This is a genomic window from Enterovibrio makurazakiensis, from assembly GCF_050336585.1.
Lineage (GTDB): Bacteria > Pseudomonadota > Gammaproteobacteria > Enterobacterales > Vibrionaceae > Enterovibrio > Enterovibrio gelatinilyticus.
Map to the genome: position 1 here is coordinate 1 of NZ_JAKJSE010000024.1, position 21,297 is coordinate 21,297.

Genomic DNA, 21,297 nt, shown 5'->3' on the forward strand with positions numbered 1-21,297 from the left:
CTCGCCGCTGCAATGGCCTATGTTGATTTGAACCCAGTCCGTGCTGCAATTGCAGAAACCCCAGAAACTTCCGAGTACACGTCCGTTAGAACGCGCATAGAATCCCTCAAAAATGACGAAACCACTGCACCTTATTTATTTCCCTTTGCAGGCAACCCAAAAGAAAACATGCCTGATGGTATTCCCTTTCGATTAATGGACTATCTCGAACTTGTTGATTGGACTGGACGCCAATGCCGAGAAGACAAACGGGGTCATATTGATAGTCAAATACCCGATATTCTCGAGCGTCTAGGGTTTGAGTCTGACGAATGGCTTGATATCTATTCGAAAATTGAGAATGGAACAATGATTGGCTCTGAGACAACCATTAAAGCCGCCCTGCCTTTGCTCGGGCGAAAGCGACTTTGCGGACTTCGCATACCTACATCTACGCGTTAGGTGTCACCAACCCGCCGATTTATGAAATAGACTCCTCTCCGGTGGCTTGCACGTGCCTGCTACAAGCTAACTAGTTGCAAATTCTGCCTACCTTTCTTCTTACCAGTCTTCTTGATAGAAAAAAGCCCGCTTTTGAACGTTATGATAAATATAGGGGGATGGAGGTATTCAGTTGTTTCAATAACGTCTGTCCCTGCATTCTGCCTGCATTCTCCGTCCCTGCATTCTCGTGTCTAAATGATTTCTGTCCAAACTCGTGTCAGGCCGATCTGTAATGACAGATACTCTAGCGAGTTCAGTTCTATCCGCATCCACTTTTCACGCCTTTTCTCAGTCATGAACGAATAACTTCTCCCTTCGCTATTTTCATTCATAGGCAGGCGTGTTGAGATAGAGAAACGCTGGCACCACACACCAAGGATGGCAACAATGACATTTGAAACTTGGCTCGCTTTTTTGTCGATTGCGTTTGTAGCAGCACTCTCTCCTGGGCCTGCAATCTTATTGGTGATGACGCACTCACTCCGTTCGGGACTGAAAAAAGCGGTGTATACGATTTTGGGGAATGTCACGGGGCTGTTTTTGATGTCTTCGTTTTCAGTCTTGGGGTTAAGCGCATTGGTGTTAAGCTCGGCGACCGCATTCTTGGTGATCAAAGTGCTGGGGGCGTGCTACCTTTTTTACCTCGGTATAAAAACGTGGCGAAATGGCATGGCAATATCGCTGGATGATGCACCTAAAACGGTGAACACCAAAAGCTACTACTTGCAAGGTGTGCTGGTTGCGCTGACCAACCCTAAAGCCATCGTCTTTACTACGGCGTTATTCCCGCAATTTATCAATATCAATCAAGCATTGTTGCCCCAGTTTTCTTTGCTGGTGATAACGCTGATGTGTTGTTCGTTCATCTGTCTTTGTGGTTATGGCTACTGGGGTGTCAGGGCATTTACACGTTCAAAACGTCTTGCGAATTCCAAGTGGTTACCGCGCACCTTTGGCGGTACGTTTATGGGTGTGGGCGTCGCACTCGCTCTGACGGCACAGCGCTAAAGCCTTAAACATTAGGATCACGGCGCTGCTCGTTACGTCGTGACAAGCAGTGCCGTGAGCAACACGACCAACGTGAACAACACAACGGATAACCCCTTCCAAAAGCGCACAGGATCTTTTTCGATCATGGCGCGCTGTTGGCTGGCCTTTTCCAACTCCCGATTCGGCGTCAGCAAATCTTGCTCAAACTCAGACAGCACGTCATAACGCGCAGAGGGAATGGAATGGCACGCCTTTTTCAGCGCCGCATCGAACCAATCAGGCACATCAGGCCGAAACACCACCACAGGGGTGTAAGTTTGTCGGTTTGATACTCGTGGATTTGACGCGTTCACAGGTTTGTAGGGTAAATGCCCCGTGAGCATTTCATAGAAAGTGACGCCGAGTGAAAATACGTCTGACGACAAGGTGGCTTTGTTGCCCTTCAAATACTCGGGCGCAGCATAATTCAAATCCCCAACGGGGTAACTTTCTTCCACATGCCCTGACAACTCCTCTAAACCTTGCGCTTGTGCTGTTCCGTAATCGATCAAGACCACGTTCATGTCTTTATCTACCATCAAGTTGTCAGGCTTGATATCACGATGTACCACTGCCATGCGCTGTAACACTCGCATCGAACGAATCGCGCCTTTGGCAAGCGTGCGGATTTGTGAAAGTGTTGGTGTTGGGTTATCCAGCATCCATTGTCTTAGCGTCATGCCATCCACGAAATCGCACACATGATAGAGAAAACGCGAGTGCCAGGTCTGCGGATGAATCTTCATCACGCCCCGCTTTCGCACTTGCTCGCCGATCCACCCTTCTCTAATGAATCCAGAAAGGTAAACCTCGTCGTCCGCGAAGTTCTGAGACGGCATTTTCAATACATATTGTTTGTCGTCCTGCATGCTTCTCGCCAAATACAAATGACTTCGGCTTCCACTGTAGATCACGCGTTTTATCTGAAAATGGTCGATCTGTTGTCCTTCAGACAACACGGGAGGGATCACCTGTTCCGCGCGGTATCTAAACGCTTCATCAAAAGCCGCTTTAGGCAATTCATCAATGGCGAGAAAAAGGCAGGAAATATTATCATCGCTGCCTGCCGCGAGCGCTCCGTCGACCAGCTTGCTTGCTAGGGCTTCGAGATCTTCAGCTTCAAGATCTTCGTTTTCGCGACTTAAGCTGTCATTTAAGAACGCAAGGATATCGTTTTCTGGCAAGGCATCATGAATGCCATCAGTGGTCATCAACAACACATCACCCGCCTGTACCGCTGATAGTTTGTAGTCCACCTCTAAGTGACTATCAATACCGAGCGCACGGGTCAGATGATGCTGTGTTTTGCTGGTATAGCGGCGATGGTCTTGGGTTAACTGGGTCAGCGTTTTATCTCGAAGAAGATAAACTCGACAGTCACCCACGTGAAAAAGATGGGCAGTGTTTGATTTAATGATAACGCTGGTAAACGCGGCGACCATGGCATTGGATTTCTCGCCATCTTGTTTTGCGTGATGGAAAAGCCAATGGTTAATCGATTTAAGTACCGCCCCCGCAGAGGACTTAACCGACCACGTATTTGGGGTGTCCATGTAGTCATTAATAAACTCAGTGACGCTGGTTTCACTGGCTTTTTGGCTGACCTCGCTTGAACTTACGCCATCAGCAATCGTCGCAACCACCCCTTTGTGTTTGAGTTCACTGAGATTGGTGGGAACTTTTACCGCAAAGGCATCCTGATTTGGGGACTTTCGCCCTGCAACAGAGCACCCACCCGCACGAACGACGAGCCGAGAAGCAAGCTTCTCGGACTCTTTCGTGGCTTGAGACGCCATGTAAGGCGTCGACAAAACCTCGGGTTTCATAATTAGGCTTTCGCTACGTCAATCATGGTAATGGTGCCATCGTCATTCACTTCAGCAATCTGGCCGGAAGGCTCTTCCATAAAGAGTAGCGTGACAAAACCAAGCACCGCGGTACCGGCAATGATTAAGAAGAAGGTACTGTAATCCACCAGCGACAACACAGTGAGGTACACCACAGCACCCACGTTACCGTATGCGCCTGTCATACCTGCAATTTGCCCTGTCATACGGCGTTTAATCAGTGGCACGGCTGCAAATACCGCCCCTTCACCGGATTGCACGAAGAACGAACAGCCCATTGCCGCGACAACCGCCAACCATACAGGCCATGCGCCATCGACTTGTCCCATCACCAAGTAACCCACTGCCAAGCCAGCCGTTAGGATAAGCAGGGTCGGTTTACGACCAAATTTATCCGACAGCCACCCGCCACCCGGGCGCGACATCAAGTTCATGAATGCATAGGCTGATGCCACCATACCTGCAACAACAGGGGTCAGTTCAAAGGTGTCTGCAAAGAACAACGGCAGCATAGACACCACCGCCAATTCTGAACCGAATGTCGCGAAGTACAGGACGTTTAGCACCGCAACTTGCTTGAATTTGTACTGATGAATTTCAGGCACTGGTTCAACGAACACGTGCTTGTTCACTTTCCATACTTGGGCAGCATCGAACACATAAATCAGGCCAAGAACCACGTAGATAACAGTTACAATCGAGTCTGAAAACATGCCAATACCGGATGGCGACAGTTTCCATGCCAATAACGCAAGTGCGCCGTACATGGGCGTTTTCATCAACAGAAGCAATGCAAAATCACCCTTCGAGGTCACTTCCATCGCGCCCGCATTTTTTGGTTTGTAGTAGGTTGCGCCTTTTGGCGTATCTGTCACGCTGCGGTAAAACACAACAGAGAACAGTAAGCTCATTAGGCCGGTAATGCCCATGGCATAACGCCAGCCGTCTTCACCACCAAACATCACTGCAACCGTTGGAAGGGTGAATGCAGCCGCTGCGGAACCAAAGTTACCCCAACCGCCGTATATGCCTTCTGCCGTGCCCAACTCGTTATGTGGGAACCACTCAGACACCAAGCGAATGCCGATAACGAAACCTGCACCGATCAACCCGAGCGCAAAACGCGCAATGGCGGCTTGTACGAAATTGTCGGAGAGGGCGAACACGAAACAGGGAATGGAACAAATGGCGAGCAAGAGTGAGTACACTAAACGTGGCCCGTATTTGTCCGTTAACATACCGACGATCACACGAGCGGGTATGGTGAAAGCGACGTTAAGAATAAGAAGTGTTTTGATTTCTGCTGTGGTTAAACCGAGCGATTCTTTTACCGATTGAAGCATGGGGGCAAAGTTAAACCACACCACAAACGTAATAAAAAAGGCGAACCAACTTAAATGAAGTATTTTCATTTTCCCTGTAAATGAGAAAATATTGAATTTCTCGCTACCTGACATCATTCCTGTCCTCGTTAATTAATAATCCCTTGATCTGCAACGCTTTATTTCTGCAGCTTGTTTATCACTTACTTTCCCTTGCACCCTTTTTTAGGCGTGTTTGTCCCACCATGACTGACGTTGTGAACGTCAACGCACGGGTTCAATTAAGGGAATGGGGACAGTGCCGTTGCGGCAAATAAGCGCCGAATGCTCGCACTGTCTTTTTTGTTCAGTTCCTCACTCAGCTTTCCATTTAGCTTTCCATTTAGCTTTCCATTTGGAAATTAATGAGACTTTCTTCAATGGAAGGTGAGCGTTGGTTTAGTCGATATTCAACGTCCCTAATTGAACAGCACCTTCGTGCTGCCTCACGGGGTAAGTGATAACAGACAACGATTCATCTTCAATACACTCGCCGCTGGTGAGGCAAAAATGCTGTTTATACAGCGGAGAAGCAATCACGGTTTTGTCGCCAATCGACCCAAGCAGCCCGCGCGACAGCACGTTCGCTTTTCCAATCGGGTCAAAGTTATCTATGGCGAAGAGCGTGTCGGTTTTTCCGCAGAGAAAGATGGCGACCTGCTTGTCGTTAAACAGGGCACAAATACCCGTGTTCTCTACCAAATCTGTCTTATCGCAAATGGTTTGCCACTGATACATATCGCCTCTCCTACCCTTCAATCTCTACAACATCAATGCGTTTTTCTGGTTCTGCCGCGACCTTCGTCGGCTCTACAATTTGCACAGAAGGCGCTGGTACGCGCTGCCCTCTTTCAGTGATATATTTCAAACCACTGTCAGCTTGGTCACTGTTAATAAAGTGTTTGAAGCGTTTGAGTTTTTCTGGTGATTCGATAGTGGTTTTCCACTCACATTGGTACTGACCAAGGCTGGCTGCCATTTCCGCTTCCAACTCTTCACCAATGGCGAGTTTGTCTTCAATCACCACTTGTTTGAGATAATCCAATCCACCTTCAAGGTTTTCCAGCCACACAGAGGTGCGCTGTAAACGATCTGCGGTGCGGATGTAGAACATCAAAATGCGGTCGATGTATTTGATCAGGGTTTCACGATCAAGGTCGGACGCGAACAAATCTGCGTGGCGCGGGCGCATGCCGCCGTTGCCACAGACATACAAGTTCCAGCCATTTTCTGTCGCGATAATGCCAATGTCTTTTGATTGCGCTTCGGCACATTCACGCGTACAGCCTGACACGGCAAATTTCAATTTGTGAGGAGAGCGAAGCCCTTTGTAGCGGTCTTCAATGTTGATGGCGAACCCCACGCTGTCATCCACGCCGTAGCGACACCATGTAGAGCCAACACACGATTTCACGGTTCGAACCGATTTCCCGTAGGCATGGCCAGTTTCAAACCCTGCATCGACGAGAATTTTCCATATTTCTGGAAGCTCATGTAATTGTGCGCCAAACAAGTCAATGCGCTGACCGCCCGTTACTTTGGTGTAGAGGTTATAGTCTTTCGCGACCTGCCCCAACACAATCAGTTTGTCTGGCGTAATTTCACCGCCCGCAACACGCGGCACAACAGAGTAGGTGCCGTCTTTTTGCATGTTACCGAGGTAAATGTCGTTGGTGTCTTGCAGCCCCATGTGCTCGTCTTTCAGCACATAGTCGTTCCAGAATGACGCCAAGATCGACCCGACAGTCGGCTTACATACGTCACACCCCAGACCCTTACCGTGGCTGTCCAACAATTCATCGAAGGTTTTGATTTTCTTGATGCGAACAATGTCCGCCAATTCTTGGCGCGTGTATTCGAAGTGCTCACACAGGTTATTGTTCACTTCATGCCCGAGCGCTGCTAGTTCTGCATCCATCACTTGTTTGGTGAGGGCTGCACAGCCGCCACAGCCTGTTGAGGCTTTGGTTTCGGCTTTTAAATCCGCCATCGAGGTGCAACCTGCTGCCACCGCCGTTTTGATGCAGCCTTTGGTCACGTCATAACACGAACAAATCTGCGCTTCGTCAGGCAATGTCGCTAACCCTGCCGATGCAGAATCGCTGTCTGCTGCGTCACTAGACAGGAGCAACACAGAAGGAAATTCTGGAAGAGGTAAACCATTAAGCATGGTTTGCAATAAGTTCGGGTAGCTTTCAACATCCCCCACCAACACTGCGCCTAGCAAGGTTTTTCCATCTTCAGAAACGATAATGCGTTTGTAGACTTGCTCAATACCATCCGAGAAGGTGTAAGACTGCGCACCCGGCGTTGAGCCTTGCGCATCGCCGATACTCGCCACATCAACACCCAACAACTTGAGTTTGGTGCTCATGTCAGCGCCTTTAAACTCGGCCTCGGTGCCACAAATTGATGCGACTGCAACCTTAGCCATTTGGTAACCCGGCGCGACTAAGCCAAAGATCTTGCCTTCCCAAAGCGCACATTCACCAATGGCGTAAATGTCGCTATCGTTGGTTTGGCATTGATTGTTAATGACGATACCGCCGCGCTCTCCCAAGGTCAGATCATGGGCTTTAGCGAGTTCATCTTGAGGGCGGATTCCGGCAGAGAACACCACCATGTCGGTCTCGAGTTCTGTGCCATCGGCAAAGGTGAGTTTGTAGCGACACGTATCGCCTTTCGTGATGTTCTGCGTGGCTTTTTCGGTGTGTACCTTCACACCTAACGCCGAGATTTTTTGCTTAAGTAGCTCACCGCCGCCTTCGTCTAACTGCACCGCCATCAGGCGTGGAGCAAATTCCACCACATGGGTTTCAAGCCCCATGTTTTGAATGGCATTTGCCGCTTCTAAGCCCAACAGCCCACCCCCGATGACCACCCCAATTTTGCTGCTGTCGCCGGAAGCGCGAATGGCTTCTAAATCCTCGATGGTACGGTATACATGGCAATGCGGCTGCTCGTTACCAGGAATCGGTGGGACAAACGGGTATGAGCCTGTGGCGAGCACCAAGCTGTCGTAAGCAATCTCTCGGCCTTGGTCTGTGACGACGCATTTGTTCTCGCGTTGAATAGACACCACTTTCTCGTTCAGAAAGTAAGTGATGCCTTTTTCTTTGTATTCGTTTTCGCTGGTCAGCATAAGATCGTCAGCGTCTTTGCCGCTAAAAAAGCTGCTAAGTTGAACGCGATCATAGGCTAAACGCGGTTCTTCCGAAAAAGTCATGATCTCATACTGGGCTGCATTCAGCGGACCGTCGCTGTTTTTCTGCGACAATTCGTCGATGAATCGATGCCCCACCATGCCGTTGCCGACAACGACAATACGTTTCTTTTCCATGCTCAAATCCTTATGCAGAAAGCTTTTCAAGTTGCTCTATGTCGAGATGTTCTGTGGTCTGCGTGATAAACCAATCCAATTCCTTTGCCAACGAGACAACCCTACCCACGACAATCAAAGACGGCGATACCACTGCTTCACGCTTGATGGCATCCTCGATCGTGACGAGGTCGCTGATAAATACGCGCTGGTCAGCGGTACACCCTTTTTCAATCACCGCAACAGGTGTTGTTAAAGGCAAACCGGCTTGAGAGAGCTCTTCGCTAATGAGTGACAGTTTTGACAGCCCCATATAAAACACCAAGGTGTGATCCAACGCGGCGAGGGCTTTCCAGTTCACGGACAACTCTTTTTCGGCGTGCGCTGTCACCAAGGTGCAACCTTGCGATAAGCCGCGGTGGGTAAGAGGAATGCCTGCATAGCTGGTGCAGCCAGACGCCGCAGTGATCCCAGGAATAACTTCTACCTGAATGTCTTCCTGATGCAGGGTTTGCATTTCTTCGCCACCTCGACCAAAGACAAAAGCGTCTCCTCCTTTTAATCGACATACGTCCTTCCCACACTTTGCTAGCTCAACCAATAACGTGTTGGTATCACTCTGTGGAACGCTGTGTGCGCCCTTCGCTTTACCCACGTTGTAGGTTTCTTTGTCTGAGGGAATAAGCGAGAGAATATCGGCGCTAACGAGTCTGTCATACACGACAACATCTGCCTGTTGAATGCAACGTAACGCTTTAATGGTCAGTAAATCTGGGTCGCCTGGACCTGCTCCTACGAGAAAAACAGTCCCCGCTTTGTGCTGACTTTCTTCGCGTTTAGGTTTCTTGTTATTTACACCATCAAAAACACTCGATGAAATAGCTGCAACATGTGATTTTTTTGATAACCCCTTACGACCGTCGAGCATATGAAACTGTTTATTTGGCATAATTGAATATGTGCTATTTGCCATCCTGACCTCACCAGTACATCCATGCGATAATTCAATCTAAAGAAATAAATACGCTTCTATGTTTATGAATGCGTCTTTATGAATTCATCGCTTTCTATTTTTCATCAATAGAGCAAGTTGAGTGCCAGCAACGCAAAACATGACACCATTAAATCACAACATGATGTTTTGTAAGATTTATTCATTAAATCACCTTCATCACCTCAATTAAAACTGCTTATGACTTTGCATTGAAATGCACTTTTTACGTGCACCTTTTTATTGCATTGCACCAGAATGAACAGAATCTATTAATAGATTTATTTTTTCGCACTCTCTTAGCGCAAAGGTAAAAATCACCCACATCATTCTTTTAACGAAAAAAATGTTTGTTAATACCAATTATCCCACTGTTATTTTCAACAACACAGAAACTGGCGCGGTATTTGCTCTGTATGATTAAAAGTAAATAAGTAATAAAACAAGGATGGGTGAGCGAAGTGACAAATATCCAAACTACGTCAGAGAAAAACAAAAGCGAATGGATCAAGTCTACGTGCGCCTATTGCGGTGTCGGTTGCGGCATCGAAGCCAAAGTGAATGCGTCTGGCAAACTCGAGATTAGAGGGGATGAATCCCATCCAGCCAACTTAGGCCGACTCTGTTCCAAGGGATTAGCATTAGGTGACACCGTCACGAGTGAAGGCCGACTACTCGCCCCTTCAATCGACGGGAAAGCAACAACATGGAATACCGCGCTGAACCACGTTGCTTCGTCACTCAACGATATCATTCAAGAACATGGTCCTGATGCGGTGGCATTTTATGTGTCAGGGCAACTTCTGACCGAAGATTATTACGTTGTCAATAAGTTGATGAAGGGCTTTATTGGCTCTGCCAACATCGACACCAATTCCCGTCTTTGCATGGCCTCAGCCGTGGCTGGTCACAAACGCGCCTTTGGGGAAGATTGCGTGCCCGGCACTTATGAAGATTTAGACATCGCAGATCTCGTCGTTTTGGTGGGGTCAAACCTCGCTTGGTGTCATCCCGTGCTGTATCAACGCTTGAAAGCCGCTAAAGAACAACGTGGCACCAAAGTCATAGTCATTGACCCGCGTAAAACCAGTACTTGCGAAATCGCAGATCTTCACCTTGCACTGACGCCCGGCAGTGACATTGCGTTGTTTAATGGCTTGCTGGCCGAACTCGCCAAGCATGAACAGCTTAACCAAAGCTACATTGCCAACCACACAACAGGATTAGACGAAGCACTGACACAAGCACAGCGATTCAATACTGTCACTGCTGTGGCGGCAGCGACAGGGCTGAAACTTGCGGACATTGAAACTTTTTACCGTCTGTTTCGCCAACATTCGAGAACCGTCACCATGTTCTCCCAAGGCGTCAACCAATCGACCAGCGGCACAGACAACGCCAACAGCATTTTGAATTGTCACATCGCCACAGGGCGCATTGGTCTTCCCGGCAGTACACCCTTTTCAATCACAGGTCAGCCCAACGCGATGGGCGGGCGTGAAGTCGGTGGGCTTGCAAACACCCTCGCAGCACACTTGGAATTTGGCAACGATGCGCACTCAGCATTGGTCAGTGAATTTTGGCAAACCGACAGATTAGCCACACAACAAGGTTTAAAGGCCATCGACATGTTCGATGCCATTGAGAGTGGGAAGATTAAAGCGCTGTGGGTCATGGCAACAAACCCCGCTGTCAGCCTGCCAGACAGCGACCGTATCGCGAAGATCTTGGAGAAATGTCCACTGGTGATTGTGTCTGATTGTGTGTCGACATCAGAAACCTTGGATTACGCCCATGTGAAGTTACCCGCACAAGGTTGGAGTGAAAAATCCGGCACAGTGACGAATTCAGAACGCATGATTTCGCGCCAGCGTCGATTGCTGCCAACGCCGGGAGAAGGGAAACCTGACTGGTGGATTGTGAGTGAAGTGGGCAAACGCATGGGATTTCACCAAGCCTTCGATTACCCAACGGAAGCGCACATTTTCCAAGAATATGTAGCGATGACGACGATCGGAAACCAAGACGGTGATGCGACAAAACGGAAGCTAAACCTTTCCGCGCTGAAGGGATTGTCCATCGACGATTACAACACGTTCCCGCCGACGCGCTGGCCCATCGTGAGCAATGACATTGCGTCGGGGCGTCTTTTCACCCAAGGGGATTTTTCCACACCGGATGGAAAAGCACGGTTTATTGCCGTTGATCACAAAGCGCCTGTAAGCCCCATCACGCCGCAATACAGCATAATCCTTAACTCAGGGCGGATTAGAGACCAGTGGCACACCATGACGCGTACAGGGCTTTCTGCAGCATTAAATGCCCACACTATCGAACCCATTATCGAAATCAATCCTTTTGATGCGACCGACAGGGGCATTAAAGAGGGTCAACTGGTCAATGTTATCAGCCGTGTGGGCGAGCAAGTGTTCAAAGCACATGTGACTAACCGCGTGATACCTGGGCAAAGCTTCGCGCCAATTCATTGGAACAAAATGAATTGCTCAGGCGGAAAGGTAACGGCAGTGATTCCCGCACATACCGATCCTATTTCTGGCCAACCCGAATTTAAGGCAACGCCTGTTTCTCTCAAACCCTTGATGATGCAAAGCGCGGCGAGCTTGGTGACGAAAACGCGTCTTACCCAGTCCCAACTTCAAACCTTTGGTGCCGTCTATTGGGTACTTCAAGCCATTGAAGGTGGTTATCTTTATCATTTCCAATTCAAAGAGAGCTGCGCTTCAGTACCTTCAAGGCTCATGACACTGGCCCCTTCTGAACACGCTACGCTCATTCATGGCAATACGGAGCACGGCCGTCGTGTAGTGGTGTACCAAGACAAAACACCGCTGTTTGCATTTTCTGCCTTCCCCTTAAAGCAAGAAAACGAACAGCCCGACATATCGCAACTTCTCACCAGTCAGTTTGATAACCAAGACATTCACGCCTTTCTATCGGGTTCACTGGCAGCACGCTCACCGATTGTTTGTGCGTGTAAACAGGTCACACTGGATACGATTGAAGTTTCGTTGATTGATGGGAGCGCTGAAAGCGTTCAAGACGTTAGCAACCAAACACTCGCCGGCACAGGTTGTGGTAGTTGCACCGCGGAAATCGGCAACATTGTCGATCGGGTCTGCGCTAGAAAGTTGGCGCAGCGTAAAGCGGGATAAGAAGCCAAATATGTGAAAGTCGCTCGCTGTGAACGTCCGTAGTGTTAGCGCGATACCCCCCCAAAACAAAAAGGCAGCCTACAGGCTGCCTTTTCAAACTTCACAATGAAGAATTACTTCTTCTTGCGCTTATCTGTGATTTCCCACTTACCGTCAATAAGCAGACCAGTCCAACCAGATGGCTTACCGTCTTCTTCGGTACGCACATAGTTCTCTTTGCTCTTACGGCTAAAGCGAACCACTGCTTTGCGACCATCAGGGTCTTGCGCTGGGGCATCTGCCAGATACTGATATTTCTCTGGGATACGATCTTTAAAGCGAGCAAGCTCTTCAACCAAAGGCGCACGAGTTTCGCGTGATTTCGGGAAGTTACTCGCCGCAAAGAACAAGCCTGAAGCACCATCGCGAAGCACAAAGTATGCGTCTGAGTTTTCACAAGGTAGCTCAGGGAAATGCACCGGGTCTTCTTTCGGTGGTGCGATTTCGCCGTTCTTCAAAATCTTACGCGTATTCTTACAGGTTTCGTTCGTGCACCCCATGTACTTACCGAAACGGCCGTTTTTCAGCACCATGTCAGAACCACATTTGTCACACTCAACCATTGGGCCTTCGTAGCCCTTAAGTTTGAACTCGCCTTTTTCGATCAAGTACCCGTCACAGCTTGGGTTATTACCACAAACATGCAGTTTACGATCTTGGTCAATCAGATACGCATCCATTGCCGTTTCGCACTTCGGACAACGTTTTTTCGCACGCAGTGCGGCGGTTTCAACGTCTTCTTCCAGTACGTTAACGATGCCTTCTTCATCCATCAAGTTGATGGTGGTTTTGCAACGCTCTTTGGGTGGCAACTGGTAACCAGAACAACCTAGGAATACGCCTGTCGATGCGGTACGAATACCCATCTTGCGACCACAGGTTGGACAGTCAATATCCGTCATGACGATACTGTTAGGCTTCATTCCGCCTTCAGTTTCTTCAAGTTCAGCTTTGCCCAAATCGTCAGTAAACGCTTTAAAGAAGTTGTTCAGAACTTGCTTCCAGTCTTCACTGCCCATTGCGATCTTATCGAGGTTGCCCTCCATTCGCGCAGTGAAGTCGTAGTCCATCAAGTCTGCAAAACTGTCATCGAGACGATCGGTGACAATCTCACCCATCTTCTCAGCGTAGAAACGACGTTGTTCGGTACGCACATAACCACGATCTTGAATCGTTGAAATGATCGATGCATAGGTAGAAGGACGACCAATACCGCGCTTCTCAAGCTCTTTAACCAATGCAGCTTCTGTAAAGCGTGCTGGCGGCTTGGTGAAGTGTTGTTTAGGGTCAACCTTATCAAGCGTAAGGATCTCACCCACATCAACATGTGGAAGCGTTGTATCTTCGTTTTTACCCATTGGACGCTGCACGCGAGTCCAACCATCAAAGCGTAAGGTACGACCTTTGGCTTTTAGGGTAAATTCACCCGCTTTAACGCTGATGGTGCCTGAATCATATTTCGCAGGTGTCATTTGACACGATACAAACTGACGCCAAATCAGGTCATAGAGACGATGCGCATCTGGGTCCATGCCCTGCAGATCATCTGCTTTCACGTCAACGCTTGAAGGACGAATCGCTTCGTGCGCTTCTTGTGCATTGCCTTTCGAACCATATTTGATCGGTGCCGATGGCAAATACTTGTCGCCGTACTCGCCATTAATAAACTCGCGAGCAGATTCTACAGCTTCTTGACTCAAGTTGGTCGAGTCGGTACGCATGTAGGTGATGTAACCACCTTCGTACAAACGTTGAGCCAACATCATGGTCTTCTTAACACCGAAGCCCATACGAGTACTCGCCGCTTGTTGTAGCGTCGAGGTGATAAACGGTGCAGACGGCTTACTGGTAGTCGGACGGTCTTCACGGTCCACCACTTTGTAAGTCGCTTTTTGCAATGCATCCGTCGCGGCCATCGCTTGCGCTTCGTTCAATGGCTTGAATGCTTCGCTATTTTGTTGAGCAACCACCAAACGCAGCACATTTTGGCTCGCCGTCGTGGTATCGGCGTGAATATCCCAATACTCTTGCGGAATAAACGCCTTGATCTCATGTTCGCGTTCTACGAGCAGCTTCACCGCTACTGATTGAACACGACCTGCAGACAAGCCACGTGCAACCTTCTTCCAAAGAAGCGGTGACACCATAAAGCCCACAACGCGATCCAGGAAGCGGCGTGCTTGCTGTGCATTCACGCCATCCATGTTCAACTCACCAGGCGCTTGGAACGCTTGCTGGATAGCATTTTGAGTAATTTCGTTAAAGACAACGCGTTTAAAACGGCTTTCATCACCGCCGATCAGTTCCCGCAGGTGCCAAGCAATGGCCTCCCCTTCGCGGTCCAAATCCGTTGCGAGATAAACAAAATCTGCTTTTTCTGCTAACGCTTGAAGTTCCGAAACTACTTTTTCCTTACCCGGAAGTACTTGGTACTTCGCTTTCCAATTTTGGTAAGGATCAACACCCATTTTGTTGATGAGTGAGTTCTTTTCTTTCTCTTTTTTGATGCGCTCTTTTTCTTCCGGGCTCAACCCTTTGGTTGAGATAGGCGTCGCTTTTTTGCCGCCTTGAGAAGCGCCGGTAGGCAGATCCCGAACATGACCAACGCTTGATTTAACGATGAAGTCTTTGCCCAGGTATTTATTAATCGTTTTTGCCTTTGCCGGGGACTCCACGATAACGAGAGATTTACCCATAGTGACCAATACGCCCTCGCGTTAAAAATTCAATCTGTCAGTCCCAATGGCAAAAAACAGTAATGCCATGCCGACTGACGCTATTTACAATATTGAGCGAGTCGATCTGAATATCAACCAGTTTCTTTCTAAATCCCCCCGATTGGTCGCAGCTTCCGCAGTTGTTAAGCGGTTGTAAACAACAAACAGGTTTTTCCGGAGGGTTAACGTCGTCTCACTTTTGCAAGCGCGGTAATCATTACCATTGACCGCAACCTATTTACCATTTCACTTCGAATTTTTCTGGCTTGGCTCACAATTAGCAGCATGACTAACGATCAATTCGAAGCAATCGTAACCATGTCCTCTTTTATAGACGCTCAGGCTATAATAGGCGCTCTTTTTCAATTTACCCGAGAAAAGTATGTCTGAGAAAACACCGATTAGCGCTAATGAGTTGCTAACCATTGCCAATCAAATGATCAAAGAACACGATGCTTACCTAGAAGGTATGCTTGCAAATTCGGTTGATGAAAAAGCGGGTGTGATGGTTTTTAAAGGCGAATATTTTTTGGACGACAACGGATTGCCAACGCCGAAAACCACCGCTGTTTTCAATATGTTCAAGTATCTTGCACACCAGCTTTCCAAGCAATATACCTTGCAGTGATTGGACGAATTGACACTCTCAATATCGCCAATACCGACCAGAAAAATGCCACCTCAAAGGTGGCATTTTTTCGTCCAAATCTAGGTTTAACCCTCAAACACTGCGGTATCTTTTTCTTTGTCCTCACGAACAGAGTTACCGCCTTGATCAGATTTATCGCCACCTCGCCCTTTCGGATCTGGGCCAAACTGATTTGGACCTGGTGTACCATCCATAATGCCTAATTCCACCAAAGCGAAAATAGGACCAATCAAAGGCAAGAAAGTCACAGCTATCCACCAAGGGCTTTTATTTCTATCTTTCAAGCGTTTGATATTCAGTGCAATTGATGCATAAATTGCAAACAGGGAAATCGCGATTGAAAGCGCATCAAGCACGATGTTTCCGCCTTGATAAAACAAAGTTGGCAATACCATGACCAATACAGGCAAACTATATAGCCAATAATCACGGCGTCTCATTCGACCTTGGAATGAAAACAACGCCCACTTTTGGTTGTTCATGTAAACTCCTAAACGATTGGTCGCTGACCGCGACTGATCCACTTCAGCAATAGGCGATCCGCCGCCTCTGCTGATGCACCAGCCAATTTCTCAGCGAGCTTTTTGCGCTGCACGTAACGAACGCCCAGAACGTCTTTTTCTTTTACTGCAGACACCAAGTAGTCATCACTGGTTCCAATGAAATCGATCAAGCCTAACGGTAGAGCTTGATTGCCAAACCAATGCTCTCCTGTCGCCACTTTCTCTAGTTCCAATGAAGGACGATGATCTGCGATAAAATCTTTAAATAATGTATGCGTCTCTTCCAATTCAGTCATGAATTTCTCACGCGCTTTGTCGGTATTTTCGCCAAACATCGTAAGGGTACGTTTGAACTCACCAGCGGTGATTTGCTCAAATTCAATATCATGTTTTTTAAGCAATTTATTGAAATTTGGCAATTGCGCAATGACGCCAATTGAACCCACAACTGCAAACGGCGCGGCGATAATTTTGTCCGCGACACAGGCCATCATATAGCCACCGCTCGCCGCTACTTTATCAACGGAAACCGTTAACGGAATGCCTGCTTGCTTGATGCGATCAAGCTGAGACGAAGCAAGGCCATACGCGTGCACCATGCCACCACCACTTTCGAGGCGGATCAACACTTCATCGCCTTCTTTTGCCACCGCAAGCACAGCGGTGACTTCTTCACGCAATGCGGTCACTTCTCGCGCATCAATGCTGCCTTTAAAATCCAAAACGAAAACATGAGGCTTACGGCTAGATTCCAATGACACGGTATCTGTCATTTTCTTTGCATCCGCTTTTGCTTCTTTTGCCTTGGCTTTTTCCGCTTTCTTTTCTGCTTTGTCGCGAGCCTTTAGCGCCACTTCATCATAAAGATAAGATTCCATGGAATGAATCAAATCCTTATGTTTCTCAGTCAGGTTCGTTACTTCTAGTTCTCCTTTCTGGCCCTGTTTGCCACCCGCACTTTTTGCGATAATCAGTACTGCGATGACTGCCACAGCAAAGGTCAATATCTTTGCCAGGAACAGGCCATAATCAAGCAAGAATTCCAAACTGTATTCCTCATTTATAGTTATATACGACCATTCTACTAAACATCGACCCGCAAAGTGCAAGTGTCGTGTCGTTTTCTTTGTATTCGCCAGTTGTTTAATTGAGGTTCAGCACCTTACAATGGCTTGTAGCCGCGATGAAATGCCTATGCGTTTCAAAAAGTGGGCGTTGAGATTAACAGGCTGAAATGCCGAAGATAAAAAGGAATATTGTAACGTGGAGTATCAAGTAGCAGCCAACGCATTAGACGGCAAGGTCATTTTGGTGACGGGTGCAGGAGATGGCATTGGACGACAAGCCGCCCTCAGTTACGCACAACACGGTGCAACCGTCATTCTGCTAGGACGCACAGTTAAGAAATTAGAACGCGTTTACGATGAGATAGAAGCCGCTGGTTACACGCAACCAGCCATTGTGCCTCTTGATATGTTAGGCGCCACTCGTCAGCACTACTTAGACATGGCTGATACCATTGAGCAACAATTTGGCCGCCTTGACGGCGTATTGCACAATGCGGGTATGCTAGGTGTATTGAGCCCCTTCGATCAAATCGAAGAGAAAGCCTTTGATGAAGTCATGCAAGTGAACGTAAAAGCCACGTTCTTGATGACACAAGCTTTGTTACCGCTCTTACAAAAATCAGATGACGCTCGATTAGTCTTCACGTCTTCGACAGTTGGTCATGCTGGCCGTGCCTTCTGGGGTACCTATGCGATGTCGAAGTTTGCAACAGAAGGCATGATGCAAGTGCTATCTGACGAACTAAGTAACACCAGCGTCAAAGTGAATGCGATCAACCCAGGTGGTACTCGTACGAAAATGCGAGCATCTGCTTTCCCTGCTGAGGAAGCAAACAAACTCAAAACCCCACTGGATATTATGCCATTGTATCTCTACCTGATGGCGCCAGAAGGGATTAGCGTGAGTGGTCAGTGTATCGATGCACAACCAAAGTAAGCCTCATTGAATGGAAGCGGTTAAGACATACACTTAGAGAATTCTGCCTTTCATACTAGATTCAATTTGAGCATGTTCTCCTCGTTTTCTTTCGCTTCCCAGAAAAACAAAAAGCCAGCATTTCTGCTGGCTTTTTAATTTCCGTTTGACTCTTAACGCCCTTGGCGCTTATCACCTTGCTTTTGGCGAGAAGACGATTGACCGCCACGATTTGGGCCCGAAGAACCCGGACGTCCAGTACCGTTACCGCGTTTACCTTGAGCAGGTCTGCCGCTTGGCTTACCGTGCGCTGGCTTACCACCTTGAGCAGGCTTACCTTGCGCTGGTTTGCCTTGTGCAGGTTTACCCTGAGCAGCAGGCTTACTTTGCTGACCGCCACGACGTGGTTTGCGAGTATCACTTGATTCAACACGTTCTTCGTGACGACGCACTGCACGACGGATTTTCTGGCCACGTGCTTTACGTTTCTGCGCTTCAACCGTAATCATGGTTTCTTTCTCTGGTCGTAACTCTACCAACTCACGCAGGTAGTTAACATCTTCCAGTTCCAGTTCCATCCAGCCACCACGAGGTAGCTCTTTGTTTAGATACAGATTGCCGTAACGCACGCGCTTAAGACGGCTTACCGTGACACCCTGTGATTCCCACATACGACGGACTTCGCGGTTACGACCTTCAGTGATCACAACATAGAAAGTGTGGTTCATGCCTTCGCCGCCAGCGTAAACAACATCTTCAAAACGGGCTTCGCCGTCTTCAAGTGTTACGCCACGAACGAGGTTTTTCACCATCTGCTCATTCACTTCGCCAAACACGCGAACCATGTATTCACGTTCTACTTGACGGCTTGGGTGCATCAAGCGGTTAGCCAACTCACCATCTGTGGTGAACAGCATCAAACCTGACGTATTCGCATCCAAACGACCTACAGCTACCCAGCGGGCGCCATTGAGACGAGGGAGGCGATCAAAAACGGTACGACGACCTTCAGGGTCGCTGCGTGTGCACAACTCACCTTCTGGTTTGTTGTATGCCATTACACGGCACACAACTTCAGAAGGTGCAGCAACTTGTACACTGTGCCCGTCAACACGAATGTTAGCATTGACATCATCAAGGCGATCACCCAGTTTGGCAACAATACCATTGATACTGACGCGACCCTCTTGTATCAGGGATTCGATCTCACGACGAGAACCAAGACCTGCACGGGCTAACACCTTCTGTAATTTTTCGCTCATTTACGTTTACCTTACTGTCGCCTTCACAGGCGTCGATGTCGGAAAGAAAACGCCCCAAAAAAGAGGCAACGGCGTATTATGCCAAAAGAGGCTCGAATACACCATTTCATTTAGAAAACACTGACCGACAGCAATGGAAATTTAGCGTTGCAGAGGCGGAAAGTTTCCGCCTCCATTCTCATCGCGCAACGTTAAGTTTATTCGAAGGGACTGGTATCACCTGTACCATGACGGAGAATCACGGGTTCACCGTCATCACTGAAGTCAACCACTGTTGTTGGTTGTTCCCCCAAGTAACCGCCATTAAGAATCACATCAACCGTGTGTTCCAGTTGGTCACGAATCGATTCAGGATCCGATTCGGTGTAGTCATTACCGGGTAAGATCAGCGACGTCGACATCATCGGCTCGCCTAGAGCTTCCAATAGATCGAGTGCGATTCGGTTGTCAGGTACGCGAATACCAATGGTTTTTCGTTTCGGGTTCATCAAACGACGCGGCACTTCTTTCGTCGCTTTCAGAATGAAGGTGTACGGCCCTGGCGTGTTGTTTTTGATTAAACGATAAGCCGTATTATCAACACGCGCATAAACCGATATCTCTGATAAGTCTCGGCACAGTAGCGTGAAATTGTGTTTATCATCTAATCGACGAATACGACAGATTTTCTCTAGCGCTGACTTATTTTCAAGTTGGCAACCGAGGGCATAACCCGAGTCCGTTGGGTAAATAATGACACCACCATTACGCACAATAGCAACGGCCTGCGTAATTAGACGTGTTTGGGGATTCTCAGGATGTACATAAAAAAATTGGCTCATACTTCCTCCTGTAAAGGCACTACTTCCAATGTCGGCAACGTCCAAGATTCCCATATTTCCGAGCACCCTTTCGGTAAGTATAAGTTACGCCCCAGCTCTAGCCAGGGAGAAGGGTAATGAAAATCAGAACCTTGGGAGCCTGCAAGACCAAATTGAATGGCATAGTCGCCCAATAGACGACGTTCATTCGGTGCTTGTTGAGGTTGAGCCACTTCCATTCCATCCCCGCCAGCATCAGCAAACGTTTGGAGCAGACGTTTCAACCATTTGGCCGTGAGTTTATACCGACCGGGGTGCGCAATCACCGCTTGACCGCCCGCTTTGTGAATAACATCAACTGCTTCTTCAATCGTGCACCAATTTGGCGGCACGTAGCCAGGGTTGCCGCGCGTTAGGTATTTTTTGAACACTGCCTGCATGGTTTTTACATAACCTTGTTCAACCATCCAACGGGCGAAATGCGCGCGAGTCAGCGGCACATCTCCCGCTAATGCTTTCGCGCCTTCTAGCGCGCCGGGCATACCTTGTTTATCTAAGCGTTCTGCAATCAGTTCTGCACGTGCTTCTCTACGAATAGATTGAGCATCAATAAGCGCTAAAAGTTCGGGCGATTCAAGGTCAATGTTTAAGCCGACAATGTGAATATCTTTATTTTGCCAAACCGTCGAGATTTCGATTCCATTAACGATATGTAACGGAAGCTCAAAATCGACCACGGCCTGTTTCGCCGGCGCGATACCTGCAATGGTGTCATGATCGGTGATAGCTAGCACATTGACACGGAAATCAACGGCGCGTTTCACCAAATCTTCAGGGCTAAAACGTCCATCAGACGCTGTGGTGTGGCTGTGTAAATCAAATAGCATTAATTTTCTTCAATTCGTTGCTTGACTTTGCCGCCATACACTAGTTAACTAGTACACGATTACTAACTCAAATGGATTACGTCTTCATGGTACAGCATAACCTCATCCAACAAACAGCACTGATTAACTGGTGGTGGCACTCCCAATAGCGGGCGGTGTGATGAGTGATAGCCAAAAGAAAGACGTCACCAAGCCCGCATAACGCGGGTTTTTTTATATCTAAATTTTACCGCCCGGAATGCATTGAGCACCTT

15 protein-coding genes, 1 pseudogene and 1 other annotated feature are annotated in these 21,297 nt (G+C 48.2%); of the genes and pseudogenes, 5 read left to right on the plus strand and 11 right to left on the minus strand.

The window, feature by feature from the left end; translation table 11 throughout:
* Together L4D06_RS18070 and L4D06_RS18075 are read left to right on the plus strand one after the other, a co-directional pair.
* Positions 1–441, plus strand: a pseudogene (locus tag L4D06_RS18070) (alpha-amylase family glycosyl hydrolase); the annotation flags it as partial.
* A gap of 429 nt (positions 442–870) precedes the next feature.
* Positions 871–1,491 (plus strand): LysE family translocator, encoded by a 621-nt coding sequence (locus L4D06_RS18075; protein ID WP_274166883.1) that lies wholly within the window; start codon positions 871–873, stop codon positions 1,489–1,491.
* A 32-nt stretch (positions 1,492–1,523) separates the two neighbouring features.
* Here the strand turns inward: L4D06_RS18075 and L4D06_RS18080 are convergent, their stop codons facing one another.
* The 5 genes from L4D06_RS18080 to cobA all read right to left on the minus strand — a co-directional run bounded on the left by L4D06_RS18080 (position 1,524) and on the right by cobA (position 9,012).
* A complete protein-coding gene (locus L4D06_RS18080) occupies positions 1,524–3,338 on the minus strand; it encodes a bifunctional protein-serine/threonine kinase/phosphatase (RefSeq protein ID WP_429740623.1) in 1,815 nt (604 codons plus the stop codon).
* A 2-nt stretch (positions 3,339–3,340) separates the two neighbouring features.
* On the minus strand, positions 3,341–4,816 hold the full coding sequence (locus L4D06_RS18085; RefSeq protein WP_429740688.1) for a NarK family nitrate/nitrite MFS transporter: 1,476 nt from the start codon (positions 4,814–4,816) through the stop codon (positions 3,341–3,343).
* Between the two features lie 303 nt (positions 4,817–5,119).
* A complete protein-coding gene (gene nirD / locus L4D06_RS18090) occupies positions 5,120–5,458 on the minus strand; it encodes a nitrite reductase small subunit NirD (protein WP_429740624.1) in 339 nt (112 codons plus the stop codon).
* Positions 5,459–5,468: 10 nt separating this feature from the next.
* Entirely contained in the window at positions 5,469–8,060 is a 2,592-nt protein-coding gene (gene nirB / locus L4D06_RS18095) for a nitrite reductase large subunit NirB (RefSeq protein ID WP_429740625.1), read from the minus strand.
* A gap of 10 nt (positions 8,061–8,070) precedes the next feature.
* Positions 8,071–9,012 carry a uroporphyrinogen-III C-methyltransferase gene (cobA, locus tag L4D06_RS18100; RefSeq protein ID WP_429740626.1) on the minus strand — a complete coding sequence of 314 codons (942 nt, stop codon included), beginning with the start codon at positions 9,010–9,012 and terminating at the stop codon, positions 8,071–8,073.
* A 470-nt stretch (positions 9,013–9,482) separates the two neighbouring features.
* On the opposite strand from cobA, the gene L4D06_RS18105 reads away from it, so the two are divergent.
* Entirely contained in the window at positions 9,483–12,203 is a 2,721-nt protein-coding gene (locus tag L4D06_RS18105) for a nitrate reductase (RefSeq protein WP_429740627.1), read from the plus strand.
* Between the two features lie 113 nt (positions 12,204–12,316).
* Here the strand turns inward: L4D06_RS18105 and topA are convergent, their stop codons facing one another.
* Positions 12,317–14,938 carry a type I DNA topoisomerase gene (topA, locus tag L4D06_RS18110; RefSeq protein WP_274166877.1) on the minus strand — a complete coding sequence of 874 codons (2,622 nt, stop codon included), beginning with the start codon at positions 14,936–14,938 and terminating at the stop codon, positions 12,317–12,319.
* A 403-nt stretch (positions 14,939–15,341) separates the two neighbouring features.
* On the opposite strand from topA, the gene L4D06_RS18115 reads away from it, so the two are divergent.
* Complete coding sequence (locus tag L4D06_RS18115) at positions 15,342–15,587, plus strand: YciN family protein (RefSeq protein WP_429740628.1); 246 nt, start codon at positions 15,342–15,344, stop codon at positions 15,585–15,587.
* Positions 15,588–15,673: 86 nt separating this feature from the next.
* Here the strand turns inward: L4D06_RS18115 and L4D06_RS18120 are convergent, their stop codons facing one another.
* The gene (locus tag L4D06_RS18120) at positions 15,674–16,090 is read right to left on the minus strand and encodes a DUF805 domain-containing protein (RefSeq protein WP_429740629.1); all 417 of its coding nucleotides are present in this window, start codon (positions 16,088–16,090) and stop codon (positions 15,674–15,676) included.
* Between the two features lie 8 nt (positions 16,091–16,098).
* Positions 16,099–17,157, minus strand: coding sequence for a protease SohB (gene sohB, locus L4D06_RS18125; RefSeq protein ID WP_429740630.1), 1,059 nt, complete (start codon positions 17,155–17,157; stop codon positions 16,099–16,101).
* Positions 17,158–17,374: 217 nt separating this feature from the next.
* On the opposite strand from sohB, the gene L4D06_RS18130 reads away from it, so the two are divergent.
* Positions 17,375–18,115, plus strand: coding sequence for a YciK family oxidoreductase (locus L4D06_RS18130; RefSeq protein WP_274166873.1), 741 nt, complete (start codon positions 17,375–17,377; stop codon positions 18,113–18,115).
* Positions 18,116–18,267: 152 nt separating this feature from the next.
* On the opposite strand, the gene rluB is transcribed toward L4D06_RS18130, so the two are convergent.
* The 3 genes from rluB to rnm all read right to left on the minus strand — a co-directional run bounded on the left by rluB (position 18,268) and on the right by rnm (position 21,043).
* Entirely contained in the window at positions 18,268–19,356 is a 1,089-nt protein-coding gene (gene rluB, locus L4D06_RS18135; RefSeq protein WP_429740631.1) for a 23S rRNA pseudouridine(2605) synthase RluB, read from the minus strand.
* A 197-nt stretch (positions 19,357–19,553) separates the two neighbouring features.
* Positions 19,554–20,177, minus strand: coding sequence for an L-threonylcarbamoyladenylate synthase (locus tag L4D06_RS18140; protein ID WP_028025208.1), 624 nt, complete (start codon positions 20,175–20,177; stop codon positions 19,554–19,556).
* Positions 20,174–21,043: an RNase RNM gene (gene rnm, locus L4D06_RS18145; RefSeq protein WP_274166871.1), complete on the minus strand. Its 870-nt coding sequence runs from the start codon at positions 21,041–21,043 to the stop codon at positions 20,174–20,176. The genes L4D06_RS18140 and rnm overlap by 4 nt, the downstream gene beginning before the upstream one ends.
* Before the next feature lie 125 nt (positions 21,044–21,168).
* Positions 21,169–21,260: a sequence feature (Trp leader region), on the plus strand.
* The last annotated feature ends 37 nt before the right edge of the window (positions 21,261–21,297 follow it).